The following is an 18,509-nucleotide window of genomic DNA, read 5'->3' on the forward strand; positions in this document are numbered from 1 at the left end:
GCAGGAATTGCCGGGAAGCTAGCGGGGTGTGCCAGGCCGCTCAGTCCTGCCGCGCAGGCTCGCATGCAGCCGGCGCACGCCGCGCCACAATTTCGGCAGCAGCCACACCGACACCAGCAGGAAGACCACCAGCAGCACCAGGAACACCACCGGCAGGAAAAACGCCAGCAGCAGGCTGCCGGTCGCGGTCACGTCTTCCGTGAATGAGGCCGTCCAATTGGAGAACGGTTCCGGCGAGACATTGATCAGCGCGCGCGTGCCGGCCTTGACCGCATGCGCGGTGCCGGCCAGCGTGCCGCCGATCAGCCCTGCCGCCACCATCCACTGCGGATCCAGCTGGCCGAAGGCGGCGGCGGCCAGGATCGCGCCCGCGGGAATGCGGATGAAGGTATGGATGCCGTCCCAGACGGTATCGAATGCGGGCACCTTGTCGGCGACGAATTCGGCCACGGCCAGCACGGCGGCCACGCCGATGACCCACCAGGATTCCAGCGGCTGCAGCCCGGGCGGCAGGTCCAGCCAGCCCAGGCGCGCCAGCACGCCGGCGGCCAGCACCGCAAGGTAGAGGCGAAAGCCGCTGGCCCAGGACATGCCCGCGGCCAGCGCGGCGGTTTCCAGCATGGCGCTCCTTGCAAGAGTCTGGCGCAAGCCGATGCAAACCACGGCGCGCCTGGCAGGGAGTGTAATACGGACCGGGCCGCGCAGCCGCGCGCCCGTCGGCGTCATGCCGCCTGGCTCGCCCTCAGTTGTCTTCCTTGCCGTCCGGCCCGAACCACGGCAACGCCTCCTGCGGCATCAGGATGCCGGCCGGCTCGGCCATGGTGTAGCCGGGCAGCGCCTCGATGCGCCGGGCAAAGGCCGGGTCGGCCAGCAGCGCCAGCAGTGCTGCCATCCAGCCGGCGGTCTGGTCGTTCTTGCGCAGCGCCAGGTAGTAGGCCTCGCGCGTCAGCGGCACGAAGGCCAGCCCGTGGGCTTCGGCATTCATGCGCAGCCCGAAGCCCACCTGCGCGCGGCCGCCGTGCACGGCCTCGGCCACCTTCTCGTTGCTGAACTCGGTCTCGTCGTAGCCGGCGATCTGGTCCGGGTACAGGCCCTGCGCGGCCAGCAGCTGGTCGAACAGCATGCGCGTGCCCGAACTGCGCTGCCGGTTGACGAAGCGCGCCTGGGTGCGCGCCAGGTCGCGCAGGTCATGCACCTCGCGCGCCACCTCCGGCGCCAGGATCAGGCCCTGCTCGCGCCAGGCCAGCCGCAGCAGCCGAACCGCGGCCGGCCGCAGCCACTTGCGCAGCGTCACATGCGCGACCGAGCCCGCGGTCTGCACCGGCGAGACATAGAAGCCGGCCAATTCCGACTGCCGCTCCTGCAGGCAGATCAGCCCCTCCACGCTGCCGCAGAACACCGTATCGAGCTGCAGCGGGGTTCTTGCCACGCCCAACGCGGCGGCCAGCACCTCCACCGCGGGGTCATGGCTGCCGGTGAAATGCACCTGCGACTGCGGCTGCTGGGCATCGTCCAGCTCGGCAATGAAATCCGCCATGGCCTTCTGCACCACCGGCTCGATCGATTCGCGCAGCCGCAGTTCGGCGCGCAGCAGGCGTTCGCCAAAGCGCGTCAGCGAGGCGCCGCGGCCGCGCTCCATATCGAGCATGCTGCGCCCGAGCATTTCCTCCCAGGTCCGCATCACGCCCCAGGCGTGCCGGTACGACAGGCCGATCTCGCGCGCCGCGCGGTGCAGCGAGCCGGTCTCGCGCACGGCCTTGAGCAACTGGAAGACCTTCCCGTTGGCGCGCGGATTGTCGTCAGGCGCGATCACGGGAAACAGGTCAAAGCGGAAGGTCATATGTCCTCCGCAGCATATTTACTTGTCGATCTCGGCTGGACCACAATGAATACCCCATTTTTACGTTCTTTTGCCGCATTCTCCATGAGATCCAAAGGCAAAAGCAATTATGTCCAACAGAACATAATACAAAGGAGCCCACTGCATGTCGCCTCGCCTTGCCCAACGTCTGCGCCGCCCTGTGCGCCATCTCGTCGCGATTGCCTGCGTAGGCCTGCTGTCGGCGGCCCATGGCGGGGAACTGAAGCTGGCCACCACCACCAGCACCGAGAACTCGGGCCTGCTGAAGTACCTGCTGCCGCGCTTCGAGCAAAAGGCAGGCGTCAGCGTCAAGGTGATCGCGGTCGGCTCGGGCAAGGCCATGAAGATGGGCGAGATGGGCGACGTCGACGTGCTGCTGGTGCACGCGCGCAAGATGGAAGACGCTTTTGTCGCGGCCGGCTACGGCGTGAACCGCCGCGACGTGATGTACAACGATTTCATTGTGGTTGGCCCGGCCACCGACCCGGCAGGCCTCAGGAGCACTCAGGGCGGCAAGGACGTGCTGGCGGGGTTCCGCAAGCTTGCCGGCAGCGGCAGCAAGTTCATCTCGCGCGGCGACAACTCCGGCACCGACGTTATGGAGAAGGACTACTGGAAGCAGCTCGGCATCGAGCCCAAGGGCCAGCCGTGGTACGTCAACGCCGGCCTGGGCATGGGCGAGGTGCTGACCATGGCCGCGCAGATGCCGGCCTATACGTTGTCGGACCGCGCCACCTATGGCGCCTATCGCGCCAAGACCGGCCTGGCCATCGCCATCGAAGGCGATCCGAAGATGTTCAACCCGTACGGGATCATCGCGGTCAATCCCGCCAGGCATGCGGGCATCAACCATACGGATGCGATGAAGCTGGTGGAGTGGATCACGTCAAAGGAAGGGCAGGACGCGATTGCCGGGTACAAGGTGGAAGGCGAGCAGCTGTTCTTCCCAAGCTACAAGGCAAAGTAAGCCCCTCGCCTGCTGCCCCGGCCTGCTCAGCCGGCCTCTGCCTCCAGCCGCGGCAGCTGCGGCAGATCCGCCGCCACCTCGGCGATCATCCGCCGGATCCACATCACATCCGGCGCCGCGTGGCAGCGCTCATGCCACAGCTGGTAGAAGCGCATGCGCGGGAACGACACCGGCGACGGCACCATGCGGATCGGCAGGTACTGCGCGTAGTGCGCGGCAAACTGCCGGCCGGTGGTAAAGACCATATCGGTCTTCATCAGCACATATGGCACCAAACCGAAATACGGCAGCGTGACCTGGATATTGCGCTTATAGCCCTGCTCGGCCAGCGCCTGGTCGATCATGCTGCGCTGCATCGACGCATAGGGCGCCGGGGCCAGGTGCGGCATCTCCAGGTAATGCTTGAGCGTTAGCCCCTTGCGCGCCAGCGGATGCTGCGCGCCCAGCATGCACACCACCTCGTCGTCGAAGAGCGGCGAGATATGCAGGTGCTCCGGCGGCGACAGCCAGTTGCCGACTACGATATCCAGCTGCCCCTGCTCCAGGTCGTCCAGGAAGTCCGACGACGACGTCATCGGATGCACGAACAGCTTGGCGCCCGGCGCCAGCCGGCGCACGCGCTCGACGATATTGGGCAGGAAGAAGGCATCCAGGTAGTCCGGCGCGCCCAGGTGGAAGGTGCGTGTAGTGGTGGCCGGGTCGAACTGCTGCGGCGGGCGCGCGATGCGGTCCATCGCCGCCAAGCTCTGCTCGGCCAGCGCCAGCAGTTCGCGGCCGCGCTCGGTCGGCACCATGCCGTTTTTGCCCCGCACCAAAATGGCATCGCCGGTGATCTCCCGCAGGCGCTTCAGGGTATTGCTGATGGCGGGCTGGGACTGGCCTAAACGCACGGCCGTGCGGGTCACGCTCTGCTCGGTCAGCAGGGTGTGAAGCACCCGCAGCAAATATGTATCGAGATGGTCGCGTCCGTGCATGGCGATGGCGGCCCTCCGGCGGGGGCCGGATGGGTGGCGTGGGGGATGGGAACGGCGCATAGTGTATGACAGGCGCCCCACAAACGGTCAAATCACCTCCTCCAGGGGGGCGCCCGCCGGTGCGGCGGGGCACCAATCGGGGCCGCGCGCTGATGGGGCATATCACCTGGGCCGAATATTGCATGAAAGCCCAGGGTGCTATGTTTCCGCCATCACCAAGAGAGAGAAGACCATGGAGACGCAAACCATCCGCTTTTTCCACCGCGGCCAGGTCACGGAAGTATCCGACGCCCCCATTACCCGCACCGTGCTGCAGTACCTGCGTGAAGACGCGCGCTGCACCGGCACCAAGGAAGGCTGCGCCGAAGGCGACTGCGGCGCCTGCACCGTCGTGGTCGGCGAGCTGCAGGACGGCGGCGATGTCGAATTCAAGGCGGTCAACGCCTGCATCCAGTTTCTGCCCACGCTCGACGGCAAGGCCCTGATCACGGTCGAAGACCTGCGCCAGGCCGACGGCAACCTGCACCCGGTGCAGGAAGCCATGGTCGAGTGCCACGGCTCGCAGTGCGGCTTCTGCACCCCCGGCTTCGTGATGTCGCTGTGGGCCCTGTACCAGCAGCACACCCCGGGCGGCGAAGCGCCCCCGCGCCAGACCATCTGTGACGCGCTGACCGGCAACCTGTGCCGCTGCACCGGCTATCGCCCGATCATCGACGCCGGCGAGCGCATGATGGCCCTGCCCGCCCCCACCGCGGACAAGCTCAACCCGAAGCAGATCGCCGACACCCTGCGCAACCTCAAGCGCGGCGAGACCTTCCGATACCGCGCCCAGGGCCAGGAATTCTTTGCCCCGCGCACCGCGGCCGAGTTCGGCGCGATCAAGGCGGCACAGCCCGATATCCGTATCCTGGCCGGCAGCACCGACGTGGGCCTGTGGGTGACCAAGCAGTTCCGCGAGCTGGGCAACCTGCTCTACGTGGGCCAGGTGGAAGACCTGAACCACATTGAGGAGCGCGACGGCATGGTCGAGATTGGCGCCGCCGTGACGCTGGAAAAGGCCTACGCCGCACTCAACACCGCGCACCCCGAGCTGGAAGAGATGTGGAAGCGCTTTGCCTCGCTGCCGATCCGCAATGCCGGCACGCTGGGCGGCAATATCGCCAACGGTTCGCCGATCGGCGATTCGATGCCGGCGCTGATCGCGCTGGGCACGGAAGTGGTGCTGCAGCACGGCGAAACGCGCCGCACGCTGCCGCTGGAAGACCTGTACCTGGCCTACCAGAAGACCGCGATGCAGCCGGGCGAATTCGTCGCCGCGCTGCGCGTGCCGGTGGCCGGCCCGCAGCACTTCCGCACCTACAAGCTGTCCAAACGCTTTGATGAGGATATTTCCGCCGTGTGTGCTGCATTCGGCATCACCGTGCAGGACGGCATCGTCACACAGGCCCGCATCGCCTTCGGCGGCATGGCCGCCACGCCCAAGCGCGCCGCCGCCACCGAGGCGGCCCTGACCGGCCAGCCGTGGAATGAAGCCACCGCCCGCGCCGGCATGGCCGCGCTGGCGCAGGACTACACGCCGCTGTCCGACATGCGCGCGACCGCGTCGTACCGCAGCCGCGGTGCCGCCAACCTGCTGTACCGCTTCTGGCTGGAGACCCGCGCCGAAGCGCTACCCGCGGCAGCCGTCAACGTCCGCGCCATCGGCGCCGGCGCCACTGAAACCGCCACGGCCTGAGCCAGAGAAATAGGAAAGCATCGGCATGAACAAGCAAACCGAACCCTTCCTGCTCGACGCCACCGCCGAACAGGTCCCGCAGGTCGGCATCTCGCGTCCGCATGAATCCGCCCACCTGCACGTGGCCGGCACCGCCACCTACACGGATGACATCCCCGAGCTGGCCGGCACGCTGCACGCCGCGCTCGGCATGAGCACCCGCGCGCACGCCCGCATCAAGTCGGTCTCGCTCGACAAGGTGCGCGCCGCGCCTGGCGTGGTCGACGTGCTGACGGTGGACGACATCCCGGGCACCAACGACTGCGGCCCGATCATCCACGACGACCCGATCCTGGCACGCGACGTGGTCCAGTTCATCGGCCAGCCGATCTTTATCGTGGTGGCGACCTCGCATGACGCCGCCCGCCGCGCCGCCCGCCTGGGCGAGATCGACTACGAAGACCTGCCCCCGGTGCTGTCGCCGCAAGCGGCGCACGAGGCCGGCAGCTATGTGCTGCCGCCGATGCACCTGACGCGCGGCGAGCCCGCCGCGCGCATTGCCGGCGCGGCCCACCAGGACAGCGGCAAGATCCACCTGGGCGGCCAGGAGCAGTTCTACCTGGAAGGCCAGATCTCGTACGCCGCGCCGCGCGAGAACGACGGCATGCAAGTGTGGTGCTCGACCCAGCACCCGACCGAGATGCAGCACGCGGTGTGCCATATGCTCGGCTGGCAAGCGCACCAGGTGCTGGTCGAATGCCGCCGCATGGGCGGCGGCTTTGGCGGCAAGGAGTCGCAGTCGGCGCTGTTCGCCTGCTGCGCGGCGCTGGCCGCCTGGAAGCTGATGTGCCCGGTCAAGCTCCGCCCGGACCGAGACGACGACATGATGATCACCGGCAAGCGCCATGACTTCGTGTTCGACTACACCGTGGGCCACGACGACGAAGGCCATATCGAGGGCGTGAAGGTCGAAATGGTGTCGCGCGCCGGCTTCTCGGCCGACCTGTCGGGCCCGGTGATGACCCGCGCCATCTGCCACTTCGACAATGCCTACTGGCTGCCGAACGTGCAGATCGACGGCTACTGCGGCAAGACCAACACGCAGAGCAACACCGCCTTCCGCGGCTTCGGCGGCCCGCAGGGCGCGTTCGCGGTCGAGTACATCCTGGACAATGTCGCCCGCACGGTCGGCAAGGATTCGCTGGACGTGCGCCGCGCCAATTTCTACGGCAAGACCGAGAACAACGTCACGCCCTACGGCCAGACCGTTGAAGACAACGTCATCCACGAGCTGATCGACGAACTGGTGGCCAGCAGCGAATACCGCTCCCGCCGCGAAGCCACGCGCGCCTTCAACGCCACCAGCCCGGTACTGAAGAAGGGCATCGCCATCACCCCGGTGAAGTTCGGCATCTCGTTCAACGTGGCCCACTTCAACCAGGCCGGCGCGCTGGTGCACGTCTACAACGACGGCTCGGTGCTGGTGAACCACGGCGGCACCGAGATGGGCCAGGGCCTGAACACCAAGGTGGCGATGGTGGTGGCGCATGAGCTGGGCATCCGCATGGAACGCGTGCGCGTGACCGCGACCGATACCAGCAAGGTGGCCAATACCTCGGCCACCGCAGCTTCCACCGGTGCCGACCTGAACGGCAAGGCCGCGCAGGACGCCGCCCGCCAGATCCGCGAGCGCCTGGCCGTGTTTGCCGCGCGCAAGGCCGGCGTGGAGCCGTCCGAGGTGCGCTTCAACGATGACCTGGTCAGCGCCGGCGAGCTGCGCCTGGCGTTCGGCGAGCTGGCGCGCGAAGCCTACGTGGCGCGCGTGCAGCTGTGGTCCGACGGCTTCTACACCACGCCCAAGCTGCACTGGGACCAGAGCAAGCTGCAAGGCCGCCCGTTCTACTACTTCGCCTACGGTGCCGCGTGCTCCGAGGTGCTGGTCGACACGCTCACCGGCGAATGGAAGCTGCTGCGCGCCGACGCGCTGCACGACGCCGGCCGCTCGCTGAACCCGGCGATCGACATCGGCCAGGTCGAAGGCGCCTTTATCCAGGGAATGGGCTGGCTGACCACCGAGGAACTGTGGTGGAACAAGGACGGCAAGCTGATGACGTACGCCCCGTCCACGTACAAGATCCCGACGGTCAACGACTGCCCGGAGGAATTCAACGTGCGCCTGTTCCAGAACCGCAACGTCGAGGACAGCATCCACCGCTCCAAGGCCGTGGGCGAGCCGCCGCTGCTGCTGCCGTTCTCGGTGTTCTTCGCGATCCGCGACGCCGTGGCTGCCGTTGGCGACTACCGCATCAACCCGCCGCTGAAGGCCCCGGCCACCAGCGAGGCGATCCTGGATGCCGTCGACGCCGTGCGCGAAGCCGCGGCACAGCCAGCCTGAGCTGGCTGAACGATCGCAGGAAGCGCGCGCCTGCTGGCGCCCCCGGACTTTCCCCCCTTGCCCGCATTGACGGGCAAGGGGCCGGTGGAAGAAGCAGGCGCGCGCCACCCTTGCGATGACATGGCGCAGGCGGCACCACAGCATCAAGCAGCAACCAGGCAATACCGACAAGGCCCCCGACATGCAGGACGCACCGCTCAAACCCTTCCGCTTCGCCGACGCCGCCCGCATGGTGCGCGCCGGCGTGCCGGTGGCAATGGTCACCATCGTCGAGGTCAAGGGCTCGGCCCCGCGCGAGGCCGGCATCCGCATGCTGGTCAGCGCCGACGACCTGGTCGGCACCATCGGCGGCGGCCACCTGGAGTGGCGCGGCATGGATATCGGGCGCGAGATGCTGGTGCGCGGTGAACAACGCCGGATCGAGCGCATTCCGCTCGGGCCGGCGCTGGGCCAGTGCTGCGGCGGCGTGGTGCAGCTGGCGTTCGAGGTCCTTGGCAAAGCCGACCTGCACTGGCTTGACGCGGTCCAACGCAACTTCACTGCCGGCAAGGCACTGCAACGGCAGGTGCCGGCCAGCGGCGCGATCACCCATGGCGACAGCCATGCCATGATCCCCGGCGTAACGCTGCACGCCGACGGCAGCTGGACCGATATGCTGGTGCCCGACACCATGCACGTGGTGCTGTTCGGCGCCGGCCATGTCGGTCATGCGCTGGTCAAGGTGCTGGCCACGCTGCCGTGCCGCGTGCACTGGGTCGACGAGCGCGACACGCTCTTCCCCGGCGGGCTGCCCGACAATGTCGAGGCCGAGGCCAGCGACACGCCCGAGGCCGTAGTGGCGCAGGCGCCCGCGGGCAGCTACTTCCTGGTCATGACGCACAGCCACGCGCTGGACCAGACCCTGTGCGAGGAAATCCTCAAGCGCACCGACTTCGCCTACTTCGGGCTGATCGGTTCCAAGACCAAGCGCGCGCGCTTTGAACACCGCATGGCCGAGCACGGCATCGACCCGGCCCGGTTTGCGGAAATGACATGCCCCATGGGGGTTCCCGGGATTACCGACAAGGCTCCGGCTATGATTGCGGTAGCCATCGTCGCCCAGCTGCTCCAGGTCCGCGAACAGCGCCTTGCCGCGCTGCGTCTGGGCCGCCCGGAGGCGGTGCATCCCTGAACCCGTGCCGCCGGCCCCGCCGGCAGGCACAGAAATGCCCAGAAACGAGGCCCCCATGACCATCGATGCCGCGCTCGCGGAACAGATCCGCCGCACTCCCAAGGCCGAACTGCATGTGCATATCGAAGGCACGCTTGAACCGGAACTGATCTTCCGGCTGGCGCAGCGCAACCAGGTGGCGCTGCCCTACCCCAGCGTCGAGGCGCTGCGCGCCGCCTACGCCTTTACCGACCTGCAGTCGTTCCTGGACATCTACTACGCCGGCGCCAGCGTGCTGCTGACCGAGGAAGATTTCTTCGACATGACCATGGACTACGTCAAGCGCGCCGTCGCCGACAACGTCCGCCACGCCGAGATCTTCTTCGATCCGCAGACCCATACCGCGCGCGGCGTTCCCATCGGCGTGGTGATCGACGGCATCGCCGATGCCCTGGCCCAGGCGCGCACCGAATATGACTTCTCCAGCAGCCTGATCCTGTGCTTCCTGCGCCATCTGCCGGAGGAAGACGCCTTCGCCACGCTGGAAGCGGCGCTGCCCTACCGCGACCGCTTTGTCGGCGTGGGCCTGGATTCGTCCGAGCAAGGCAACCCGCCCGAGAAGTTCGCGCGCGTATTCGCCAAGGCGCGCGAGCTGGGCCTGCACCTGGTGGCCCACGCGGGCGAGGAAGGTCCGGCGCAATACGTCACCGACGCCCTCGACATCCTCAAGGTACAGCGCATCGACCACGGCGTGCGCGCCATCGACGATCCGGCGCTGGTGGAACGCCTGGCGCGCGAGCGCGTGGCGCTGACCGTGTGCCCGCTGTCCAACGTCAAGCTCAAGGTCTACCCGGACCTGCGCGACCACCCGCTCAAGCGCATGCTCGATGCCGGCGTGGTGATCACGCTGCATTCGGACGATCCGGCCTACTTCGGCGGCTATATGAACGCCAACTGGGAAGCCACCTTCGACGCGCTGCCGCTGGACGCGGCCGATGCCCACAAGCTTGCCCGCAACAGCTTTGAAGCGGCCTTCCTGCCTGCCATGCAGAAGGCCGAATTCCTGGCGGAAGTCGACCAATTCTGGTCGAGCCCGCCCAAGTCCCCGCCCGCAACGGCCCCAGCGGCCTGAGCGCGGCGCATGCCAATAGCCCGGCCCGCTGCTTGAACCATGCCGTTCCGCGCGGGCCGGCCACAAGAGACAAACCATGACGACCAACCCCAAGACTGACTCCCTCACCCGTGCCATTCGCGGCCGCGTGCTGCATTTCCTGCGCGATCCGCAATTCCATGAGGATGCGTATCAGTATTGGGACGACGGGGTGCTGATCGTCACCAACGGGCGCATCGCCGCCGCAGGCGACTACACGCAGCTGGCTGCGCGCATTCCGGCCGACGCCGAGATCGTCGACCACCGCGGCAAGCTGATCGTGCCCGGCTTTATCGACACCCACGTGCACTACCCGCAGACTGACATGATCGCGTCGCCGTCGCCGGGCCTGCTGCACTGGCTCGACACCTACACCTTCCCCGAAGAGCGCCGCTTTGCCGACCCCGACTACGCGCGCGGCGTGGCCGGCTTCTTCACCGAGGAACTGCTGCGCAACGGCACCACCAGCGCGGTGGTCTGGAGCACGGTGCACAAGGCCTCGGCCGAGGCCCTCTTTGCCGAAAGCGAGGCGCGCAACCTGCGCATGGTCACGGGCAAGGTGATGATGGACCGCAACTGCCCGGAATTCCTGCGCGATACGGCCGAGACCGGCGCCCGGGACTCCGCCGACCTGCTGTCGCGCTGGCATAACAAGGGACGCCTGGCCTACGCCATCACGCCGCGCTTTGCCCCGACCTCGACCGAGGCGCAGCTGGCCGCCTGCGGCGAGCTGGCGCGCGCCTACCCGGACGCCTTTATCCAGACCCACGTGGCCGAGAACCGCGACGAGGTCAAATGGGTCGCCGAGCTGTTCCCGGACGCGCGCAGCTACCTGGACGTGTACGACCGCTACGGCCTGCTGCGCCCGGGCGCGATGTACGGCCACGCCATCTACCTGGACCAGGACGACCGCCGGCGCCTGGCCGACAGCGGTGCCGCGGTGGCGCATTGCCCCACCTCCAACCTGTTCCTGGGCAGCGGCTTCTATGACTTCCACCAGTCCGACGCCAACCGCCTGAATGTGACGCTGGCCACCGACGTCGGCGGCGGCACTTCGTTCTCGATGTTCCGCACCATGAACGCCGCGCACAAGGTGGCGCGCATGGGCGGCTACTACCTGACCGCCCTGCGCATGTTCTACCTGGCCACGCGCGCCGCGGCCAAGGCGCTGGGCTGGGCCGACCGCGTCGGCAGCTTTGGCGTTGGCTGCGAGGCCGACTTTATCGTGCTGGACCCCAAGGCCACGCCGCTGATCGCCCGCCGCAGCAACCGCTCGGAAACGCTGGAAGAGGAGCTGTTCGCCTTTGCCATGCTGGGCGACGACCGCCTCATCGACAGCGTCTATGTGATGGGCGAGGCCGCCCACGTGCCGGCCGCCTGATCCGTCACCTGGCCAGCAGCCGCCCGCCGCCATGCGGCGGGCGCGCTTTTACCGCTTCGCCCCCGCCTCCGGCTTGACGAGCGTCAAGACCGTCTCCGACAAAGCCTTCTAACCTTGCGGTTCCGCCGCGGCCGTTCTGCGTGCCGTGCGCCCATACCCATCCGACCGCAATCAGAAGGTTCTGCATGACCGCATCCCAATCCGCCGCTCACGCCCCTGAGCGCGCCCATGGCCCGCATGACGTGCCCCATGCCGCGCGCAAGGGTGCGCCCAACCACGCCCCGCTTCCGGCGCCGATCGCACCGGACGCCCCGCTGCCCTCGCGCAAGATCATCCGCGGCTGGCTGATCCCGCTGGGCCAGCGCAGTACCCCGCGCGCACTGCTGCTGTTCGCCTTCGACTACCTGCTGTTCGGCGCCGTGCTGGCCGGCGTGGTGCTGGCGCAGCACTGGGCCGCCAAGCTGGCGCTGGGCGTGCTGGCCGGGCTGATCATCGCGCGCCTGTTTATCATCGGCCACGATGCCTGCCACCAGAGCCTGACCCCGCGCCGCGGCCTGAACAAGTGGCTGGGCCGGCTCACCTTCCTGCCCTCGCTGACGCCCTACAGCCTGTGGGAAGTCGGCCACAACGTGGTGCACCACGGCTACACCAACCTGAAGGGCTTCGACTTCGTCTGGGCGCCCTACTCGCTGGAAGAATTCAACGCGCTGCCGCGCTGGCGCCGCGTGATGGAGCGCATCTACCGCACCGGCTTCGGCCCGGGCCTGTACTACCTGGTGGAAATCTGGTGGTGCAAGATGTTCTTCCCGAGCAAGCGCCAGATGGCCACGCGCCGCCCGATCTTCACCGGCGACTGTGTGCTGGTAGCCGCCTTCGGGCTGGCCTGGATCGGCGCGCTGGCTGGCCTGGCACTGGCCACGGACCAGTCCGTCTGGATGCTCATCGGTGCCGGCTTCGTGCTGCCCTTCCTGGTCTGGAACGTCACCGTCGGCTTCGTGCTGTACGTGCACCACACCCATACCAGCGTGGCCTGGTATGACACCAAGGCCATGTGGGCCAAGGCGCAGCCCTTTGTTTCGACCACCGTGCACCTGCGCTTCCGCCACGGCATCGGCGCCGCGCTGCACCACATCATGGAACACACCGCGCACCACGTCGACATGAGCGTGCCGCTGTACCGCCTCAAGCGCGCCCAGGCGCTGCTGGAGCATGCGCTGCCGGGCCGCATCATCATCGAGAACTTCTCCTGGCGCTGGTATTTCGACACCGCGCGCCGCTGCAAGCTCTATGACTTCAAGGCCCTGTGCTGGACCGATTTCCGCGGCCGCCAGACCAGCGACAACGCGCCTGTACCCGCCTGAGGATGCAGGCCATGTGGCGGGGGGGAGGTGGACGCCTGCCCCCCGCTGCCGTTATAATTACCGCTTCCATTGGGGAGTAGCCGCCCTGCTCTTACCGCGCCGCGCAATGCGGATTCCGGGGGACAGGGGCGCACGTCAACAGACTTGACCGCTTGCGGTTATGGCGTGCGCAGCTCCGGACCCGCCCGGCCGTGTACTGATACGGACCCGGCAGCGTCCAGCCTGGCGAGACCGATGACCATACCTTTCTGGCCGGGCCGGGAAAGGTGTGCGTCATTGGCATCTCGCGATGCATTGCGGCCCGGTTACCCCACAAGACCAATATGGAAGCCTTCCTCGTCTCCACAGGCATCGTCGCCCTCGCTGAAATGGGCGACAAGACGCAATTGCTGTCGCTGGTGCTGGCCGCGCGCTACCGCAAGCCCGTTCCCATCATCCTTGGCATCCTGATCGCCACGCTGTTCAACCATGGCTTTGCCGGCGCGCTCGGCGGCTGGATCACGCATGTGCTGGGCGAAAGCCTGCTGCGCTGGATCCTGGGCCTGGGCTTTATCGCGATGGCGGGATGGATGCTGATCCCCGACAAGCTCGACGACGCCGAACAGGCCAAGCCGGTCAAGGGCGCCCTCGGCATCCTCGGCACCACCATCGTGGCGTTCTTCTTTGCCGAGATGGGCGACAAGACCCAGATCGCCACCGTGGCGCTGGCCGCGCGCTTCAGCGATGCGGTGATTGCCGTGGTGGCCGGCACCACCTTCGGCATGATGGTCGCCAATGCGCCGGCGGTCCTGCTTGGCGACAAGTTTGCCAACAAGATGCCGATCGCGCTGGTGCACAAGATCGCGGCAGGGATTTTCCTGGTGCTGGGGGTGTTGGCGTTGCTAAATATCGGCGGATAAGTCGCCGAAAAAAAACGGGGCGCAAGGCCCCGTTCAAACCCTCGCCGGTCCGGTACTGACGGTTGCCAACTGCACAACCCTCCGGACCGTCGATCACCGATGCTCGGATTTCGCGGGCCGGCTGCACGCGCCGGCCCTGATGCTTTTCAGATCAAGCCACCCTTAGTTAGTGGTCTTGGCACCGCCTTCGAACCACTGGCCCAGCAGGGCGCGTTCGTCGTCGGTGATCTGCGTCACGTTGCCCAGCGGCATCGCCTTCTGCTGCACGGCCTGCTGGTAGATCAGCTGGGCGTGGGCCTTGATGTCTTCCGCGGTGTCGAGCTTGATGCCCTTGGCTGCGGTCGGCATCATCTTCGGCTGCGCGGCGTGGCACTGCACGCAGCGCGCGTTCAGCACTTCCTGCACCTTGGCAAAGCTGACGGTGGCAGCGGCGGCGTCACCGCCTTCTGCCTTGGCCACGGCCGGGCGCGGTTGCGGCGCGATCAGCACGGCGACCACGGCCAGCACGGCAACGCCGGCTGCGGGCCAGGCCACGTTGATCTTGCCCTTGTGCTTGAGGATGAAGAACTGGCGGATCAGCACACCGGCCAGCATGATCAGGATCAGCGCGGCCCAGTTGTACTTGTAGCTGTAGGTCATGCTGTAGTGGTTCGACAGCATCGCGAACAGCACCGGCAGCGTGAAGTACGTGTTGTGCACGCTGCGCTGCTTGGCGTTCTTGCCATGGACCGGATCGACCGGCTGGCCTGCGCGCAGCGCGGCGACCACCTTGCGCTGGCCCGGGATGATCCATACCAGCACGTTGGCGCTCATGATGGTGGCGATCATCGCACCGGTCAGCAGGAACGCCGCACGGCCCGAGAACAGGTGGCACGCCACGTAGGCAGCCACGGCCACGTAGATCGCCACCAGCACGCCCACGGTCTTGTCGCTCTTGCCGAACACGCGGCAGATCACGTCATAGACCACCCAGCCCGCGGCCAGGTAGGACAGCGCCAGGCCGACCGCCGCGCCAGGCGACATGTCGTAGACGTTCTTGTCGATCAGGAACGTGCTGGCGTTGAACAGGTACAGCACCACCAGCAGGCCGAAGCCGGTCATCCAGGTGGAATACGACTCCCAGTAGAACCAGTGCAGGTTCTCAGGCAGCGTCTTGGGCGCGGTCAGGTATTTCTGCGGGTTGTAGAAACCGCCGCCGTGCACGGCCCACAGCTCGCCGCCGACACCCTTCTCCTGCAGGTCAGGATCGGTGGGACGGGTCAGGCTGTTGTCGAGCCAGACGAAATAAAACGAGGAGCCGATCCACGCGATCGCCGTGATGACGTGCACCCAGCGCAGCAGCAGATTGGCCCAGTCGAGAATGTAGCCTTCCATGTCTTGTCTCCTGTTTCCCTATGCCACCGCTTCAGCTGCCGCGGTAGGTCGAGTACGACCAGGGCGAAACCAGGAGGGGCACGTGGTAGTGCGCGTTGACATCGGCAATACCGAAGCGCAGGGGCACCACGTCCAGGAAAGCCGGCTCGGGCAGCTGCGTGCCTTGCGCGCGGAAGTAGTCGCCCGCAGCGAATTCCAGCTCATACACGCCAACGGCGAAGTCCGCGCCTTCCAGCAGCGGCTGGTCGCAACGGCCGTCGTGGTTGGTCACGACTGTCTTCAGGGTTTCGCGACGATTGTCGACAATCTTATGAAGAGTAACCGACATGCCCTTGCCGGGCGTGCCGGCAGCGGTGTCGAGTACGTGTGTGGTCAAGCGTCCCATCGTGTTTTTCCTTAGGCGATTGGGTTGTGAGGGGCGCCGCTGCCTTCACTAGCACCATTTGTGGGAATGGTGCCCGCTCGGTACGTCTGGTAACGCATCCCGGCGCTGGGTGGTGCGTGGCGACAATGCGCCTGCACTACCCGGTTGGCAATTCAGGGATTTCCCTGAATTGTCGAAAACCTGAGTCGGTTTTGTTGACAATATTGAAGCAGCAACCAAATAATTGTCAACAATTTTTGGATCACCGCTGCCTGATGTCCAGGATTTGCGGTGCCCCGCCTGACTGCTGGTGCCACGATGTCCAAGAGCCTGAAGCTGATTGCCGCCAACGCCGAAACCAAGGCCGACGCCGAGCCGACCGAAATCCAGGCGGGCAAGCCCGCCAAGCCCGCACGCAAGGGCTCGGTCGAAGAGCGCATGTATCACGAGATCTACGACGCGATCATGGAGCACCGGCTGCCGCCGCGCACCAAGCTGACCGAGCATTCCCTTTGCGAGATCTATGCCACCGCGCGACACACGGTGCGCAAGGTGCTGTCGCACCTGGCCGCCGACGGCATGGTCGATCTCGAACCCAACCGCGGCGCCTTTATCGCCAGCCCCTCCACCGACGAAGCGCACGACATGTTCGAGCTGCGCCAGATGCTGGAACGCGCGGTGCTGGAAAAGCTTGCCGGCATGCCCGACGTCAAGACCGTGATCGCGCCGCTGCGCCAGATGGTGGCCAGCGAGCGCCAGGCCTTCCTCACGCATGACCGGCCCAAATGGATCCGCCTGTCCGCCGAGTTCCATACGGCCCTGGCGGAACTGTCGGGCAACGCGCTGCTCGTCAACATGATGCGCCGGCTGGTGTCGCGCACCACGCTGATGATCGCCAGCGTGGAAGCCCCGGGCAACAACGCCTGCTCGTTCGATGAACACGAAGAGATCCTCGACGCACTCGAACAGGGCAATGCCGCGCTGGCCCAGTCGCGCATGGCGCACCACCTTGGCGCCTGCGCCGACCGCGTGCAGCCGGACGAGCCGGGCAACTTTGATCTTCGCAGCGTGCTAGGCCGCTCCACCTAGCACGGTGTTCCCGCCGCTGCCCCCAAATACAAGGCCAGACCCGGTCGGCAAACAGCACCCGGCTCACCGACGAGAGTGCTGACACGACCGGCAGATAACGGTCCGGAGACCTTCCGGGATCCAGAACCGGGGCCATGGCAGTGGTGTTCCCATCAAACCAAAGGAGAGGAGACGCACCCATGAATTCCGCAAGCACCACGGTCCCGACGGACCTCACCAACGAGCGTTTGCCTTCCGGGCGCCTGCTCGCGCTCGGGTTGCAGCACGTTCTGGTGATGTACGCCGGCACGGTTGCCGTGCCCCTGATCGTGGGTGGCGCGCTCAAGCTGCCCAAGGACCAGCTGGCGTTCCTGATCAACGCCGACCTGTTCGCCGCGGGCCTGGCCACGCTGATCCAGGCCTTTGGTTTCTGGAAGTTCGGCATCCGCCTGCCGGTGATGATGGGCGTGACCTTCGCCTCGGTGGCGCCGATGATCGCCATCGGCACCGATCCCAATGTCGGCCTGCTCGGCATCTATGGCGCGGTGATTGCGTCGGGGATTTTCGGCATCCTGATTGCGCCGATGATGGGGCGCATGCTGGGGCTGTTCCCGCCGGTGGTGACCGGGACGGTGATCACGCTGATCGGCGTGTCGCTGATGCGCGTGGGCATCAACTGGGCGGCCGGCGGCCAGCCCACCACCCGTGCCGTGATCGACGGCGTGGTCAAGGAGGTGCCCAACCTCGCCTACGGTGACCTGGCCAACCTCGGCATTGCCGGCCTGACGCTGCTGATCATCCTGCTGCTGACCAAGTACGGCCGCGGCCTGGTGGCCAACTGCGCAGTGCTGCTGGGCATCATCGCCGGCACGCTGGTGGCGATGGCGATGGGCAAGGTGTCATTCGAAGGCCTGGATGAAGCCAGCTTCATGGCTGTCATCACGCCGCTGCACTTCGGCATCCCGACCTTCGAAGTGACCGCCATCCTGTCGATGTGCATCGTCATGCTGATCACGCTGGTGGAATCCACCGGCATGTTCCTGGCGCTGTCGGACATCACCGGCAAGAAGCTGAGCAACGAGGACCTGACCCGCGGCCTGCGCGCCGACGGCCTGGGCACCGTGATCGGCGGCATCTTCAACACCTTCCCGTACACCTCGTTCTCGCAGAACGTAGGCCTGGTGACAGTGACCGGCGTGCGCTCGCGCTACGTGGCAGCTGCCGGCGGCATCATCCTGATCGCGTTCGGCCTGTTCCCCAAGATGGCCCACGTGGTGGCCTCGGTGCCGCAGTTCGTGCTGGGCGGCGCCGGCATCGTGATGTTCGGCATGGTGGCCGCCACCGGCATCCGCATCCTGGGCTCGTGCGATTTCAACCGCAACCGTTACAACCTGTTCATCGTCGCCATCTCAATCGGCGCCGGCATGATCCCGACGCTGGCACCGACCTTCTTCCAGTACCTGCCGAAGTGGACCGGTCCGTTCACCCACAGCGGCATCGTGCTGGGCACCATCGTGGCCGTGGCGCTGAACCTGTTCTACAACGGCATCCAGTCGCGCGAGGAGGCCATGCGCAACGCCGCCGCCAACTCGCACGGCACCGAGTAACCGAAGCAACGGTATCGAAGTATCCGGCACCGCCGCCGGCACGACTGGCACGTACATTGCGTGATGGTCGGCGCTTGCGGGCGGCGCGGCGGTGCCGGAAGTTTTCCTGAAGCAAGCAAAGACACATGACCAAAGATAACTATCCACGCGATCTCATCGGATACGGTGCCCGGCCGCCGCACGCCCGCTGGCCGGGCGGCGCGCGCGTTGCGGTGCAGTTCGTCCTCAACTACGAAGAAGGCGG

General features: G+C 66.6%; 15 protein-coding genes, 1 pseudogene and 1 riboswitch. Of the genes and pseudogenes, 11 read left to right on the forward strand and 5 right to left on the reverse strand.

What is annotated here, in order from left to right:
- Positions 1–18 precede the first annotated feature (18 nt).
- Both AC1Q7H_RS19170 and AC1Q7H_RS19175 read right to left on the reverse strand, forming a co-directional pair.
- Positions 19–621 carry a DUF4126 domain-containing protein gene (locus AC1Q7H_RS19170; RefSeq protein ID WP_013955989.1) on the reverse strand — a complete coding sequence of 201 codons (603 nt, stop codon included), beginning with the start codon at positions 619–621 and terminating at the stop codon, positions 19–21.
- Between the two features lie 121 nt (positions 622–742).
- Positions 743–1,840: a substrate-binding domain-containing protein gene (locus AC1Q7H_RS19175; RefSeq protein WP_013955988.1), complete on the reverse strand. Its 1,098-nt coding sequence runs from the start codon at positions 1,838–1,840 to the stop codon at positions 743–745.
- A 145-nt stretch (positions 1,841–1,985) separates the two neighbouring features.
- Between AC1Q7H_RS19175 and AC1Q7H_RS19180 the strand changes: the two genes are divergently transcribed.
- Complete coding sequence (locus AC1Q7H_RS19180) at positions 1,986–2,828, forward strand: ABC transporter substrate-binding protein (protein ID WP_013955987.1); 843 nt, start codon at positions 1,986–1,988, stop codon at positions 2,826–2,828.
- Positions 2,829–2,854: 26 nt separating this feature from the next.
- Here AC1Q7H_RS19180 and AC1Q7H_RS19185 read toward each other — a convergent pair whose 3' ends face one another.
- Positions 2,855–3,802, reverse strand: coding sequence for a LysR substrate-binding domain-containing protein (locus AC1Q7H_RS19185; protein ID WP_010809162.1), 948 nt, complete (start codon positions 3,800–3,802; stop codon positions 2,855–2,857).
- 232 nt (positions 3,803–4,034) lie between these two features.
- Between AC1Q7H_RS19185 and xdhA the strand changes: the two genes are divergently transcribed.
- The 7 genes from xdhA (at position 4,035) to AC1Q7H_RS19220 (ending at position 13,852) form a co-directional block, all read left to right on the forward strand.
- A complete protein-coding gene (xdhA, locus tag AC1Q7H_RS19190) occupies positions 4,035–5,537 on the forward strand; it encodes a xanthine dehydrogenase small subunit (protein WP_013955986.1) in 1,503 nt (500 codons plus the stop codon).
- A gap of 25 nt (positions 5,538–5,562) precedes the next feature.
- Positions 5,563–7,911 carry a xanthine dehydrogenase molybdopterin binding subunit gene (xdhB, locus tag AC1Q7H_RS19195; protein ID WP_013955985.1) on the forward strand — a complete coding sequence of 783 codons (2,349 nt, stop codon included), beginning with the start codon at positions 5,563–5,565 and terminating at the stop codon, positions 7,909–7,911.
- 181 nt (positions 7,912–8,092) lie between these two features.
- Positions 8,093–9,082, forward strand: a complete 990-nt coding sequence (xdhC, locus tag AC1Q7H_RS19200; RefSeq protein ID WP_492381550.1) for a xanthine dehydrogenase accessory protein XdhC — start codon at positions 8,093–8,095, stop codon at positions 9,080–9,082.
- 55 nt (positions 9,083–9,137) lie between these two features.
- Positions 9,138–10,193, forward strand: coding sequence for an adenosine deaminase (locus AC1Q7H_RS19205; RefSeq protein ID WP_013955983.1), 1,056 nt, complete (start codon positions 9,138–9,140; stop codon positions 10,191–10,193).
- Positions 10,194–10,269: 76 nt separating this feature from the next.
- On the forward strand, positions 10,270–11,592 hold the full coding sequence (guaD, locus tag AC1Q7H_RS19210; protein ID WP_492381548.1) for a guanine deaminase: 1,323 nt from the start codon (positions 10,270–10,272) through the stop codon (positions 11,590–11,592).
- A gap of 185 nt (positions 11,593–11,777) precedes the next feature.
- On the forward strand, positions 11,778–12,953 hold the full coding sequence (locus AC1Q7H_RS19215; protein WP_013955981.1) for a fatty acid desaturase: 1,176 nt from the start codon (positions 11,778–11,780) through the stop codon (positions 12,951–12,953).
- Positions 12,954–13,012: 59 nt separating this feature from the next.
- A riboswitch (yybP-ykoY riboswitch) is annotated at positions 13,013–13,162 on the forward strand.
- A gap of 114 nt (positions 13,163–13,276) precedes the next feature.
- On the forward strand, positions 13,277–13,852 hold the full coding sequence (locus tag AC1Q7H_RS19220; RefSeq protein WP_035819898.1) for a TMEM165/GDT1 family protein: 576 nt from the start codon (positions 13,277–13,279) through the stop codon (positions 13,850–13,852).
- Between the two features lie 162 nt (positions 13,853–14,014).
- On the opposite strand, the gene AC1Q7H_RS19225 is transcribed toward AC1Q7H_RS19220, so the two are convergent.
- Together AC1Q7H_RS19225 and uraH are read right to left on the reverse strand one after the other, a co-directional pair.
- Positions 14,015–15,226, reverse strand: coding sequence for a urate hydroxylase PuuD (locus AC1Q7H_RS19225; protein WP_013955979.1), 1,212 nt, complete (start codon positions 15,224–15,226; stop codon positions 14,015–14,017).
- A 31-nt stretch (positions 15,227–15,257) separates the two neighbouring features.
- Positions 15,258–15,611, reverse strand: coding sequence for a hydroxyisourate hydrolase (gene uraH, locus AC1Q7H_RS19230; RefSeq protein ID WP_010809171.1), 354 nt, complete (start codon positions 15,609–15,611; stop codon positions 15,258–15,260).
- 297 nt (positions 15,612–15,908) lie between these two features.
- On the opposite strand from uraH, the gene AC1Q7H_RS19235 reads away from it, so the two are divergent.
- The 3 genes and pseudogenes from AC1Q7H_RS19235 to AC1Q7H_RS19245 all read left to right on the forward strand — a co-directional run.
- Entirely contained in the window at positions 15,909–16,679 is a 771-nt protein-coding gene (locus AC1Q7H_RS19235; protein ID WP_013955977.1) for a GntR family transcriptional regulator, read from the forward strand.
- A 179-nt stretch (positions 16,680–16,858) separates the two neighbouring features.
- Positions 16,859–18,265: a nucleobase:cation symporter-2 family protein gene (locus tag AC1Q7H_RS19240; RefSeq protein WP_013955976.1), complete on the forward strand. Its 1,407-nt coding sequence runs from the start codon at positions 16,859–16,861 to the stop codon at positions 18,263–18,265.
- A gap of 125 nt (positions 18,266–18,390) precedes the next feature.
- Positions 18,391–18,509, forward strand: a pseudogene (locus tag AC1Q7H_RS19245) (allantoinase); the annotation flags it as partial.

This window comes from Cupriavidus sp. GW823-FHT06D04, assembly GCF_058795055.1.

Coding starts and splice junctions, on each gene's coding strand:
- AC1Q7H_RS19225 (WP_013955979.1), bottom strand. CDS start 15,226: ATGGAAGGCTACATTCTCGACTGGGCCAATCTGCTGCTGCGCTGGGTG.
- AC1Q7H_RS19215 (WP_013955981.1), top strand. CDS start 11,778: ATGACCGCATCCCAATCCGCCGCTCACGCCCCTGAGCGCGCCCATGGC.
- guaD (WP_492381548.1), top strand. CDS start 10,270: ATGACGACCAACCCCAAGACTGACTCCCTCACCCGTGCCATTCGCGGC.
- AC1Q7H_RS19185 (WP_010809162.1), bottom strand. CDS start 3,802: ATGCACGGACGCGACCATCTCGATACATATTTGCTGCGGGTGCTTCAC.
- AC1Q7H_RS19170 (WP_013955989.1), bottom strand. CDS start 621: ATGCTGGAAACCGCCGCGCTGGCCGCGGGCATGTCCTGGGCCAGCGGC.
- AC1Q7H_RS19175 (WP_013955988.1), bottom strand. CDS start 1,840: ATGACCTTCCGCTTTGACCTGTTTCCCGTGATCGCGCCTGACGACAAT.
- xdhB (WP_013955985.1), top strand. CDS start 5,563: ATGAACAAGCAAACCGAACCCTTCCTGCTCGACGCCACCGCCGAACAG.
- xdhA (WP_013955986.1), top strand. CDS start 4,035: ATGGAGACGCAAACCATCCGCTTTTTCCACCGCGGCCAGGTCACGGAA.
- AC1Q7H_RS19220 (WP_035819898.1), top strand. CDS start 13,277: ATGGAAGCCTTCCTCGTCTCCACAGGCATCGTCGCCCTCGCTGAAATG.
- uraH (WP_010809171.1), bottom strand. CDS start 15,611: ATGGGACGCTTGACCACACACGTACTCGACACCGCTGCCGGCACGCCC.
- AC1Q7H_RS19235 (WP_013955977.1), top strand. CDS start 15,909: ATGTCCAAGAGCCTGAAGCTGATTGCCGCCAACGCCGAAACCAAGGCC.
- xdhC (WP_492381550.1), top strand. CDS start 8,093: ATGCAGGACGCACCGCTCAAACCCTTCCGCTTCGCCGACGCCGCCCGC.
- AC1Q7H_RS19180 (WP_013955987.1), top strand. CDS start 1,986: ATGTCGCCTCGCCTTGCCCAACGTCTGCGCCGCCCTGTGCGCCATCTC.
- AC1Q7H_RS19240 (WP_013955976.1), top strand. CDS start 16,859: ATGAATTCCGCAAGCACCACGGTCCCGACGGACCTCACCAACGAGCGT.
- AC1Q7H_RS19205 (WP_013955983.1), top strand. CDS start 9,138: ATGACCATCGATGCCGCGCTCGCGGAACAGATCCGCCGCACTCCCAAG.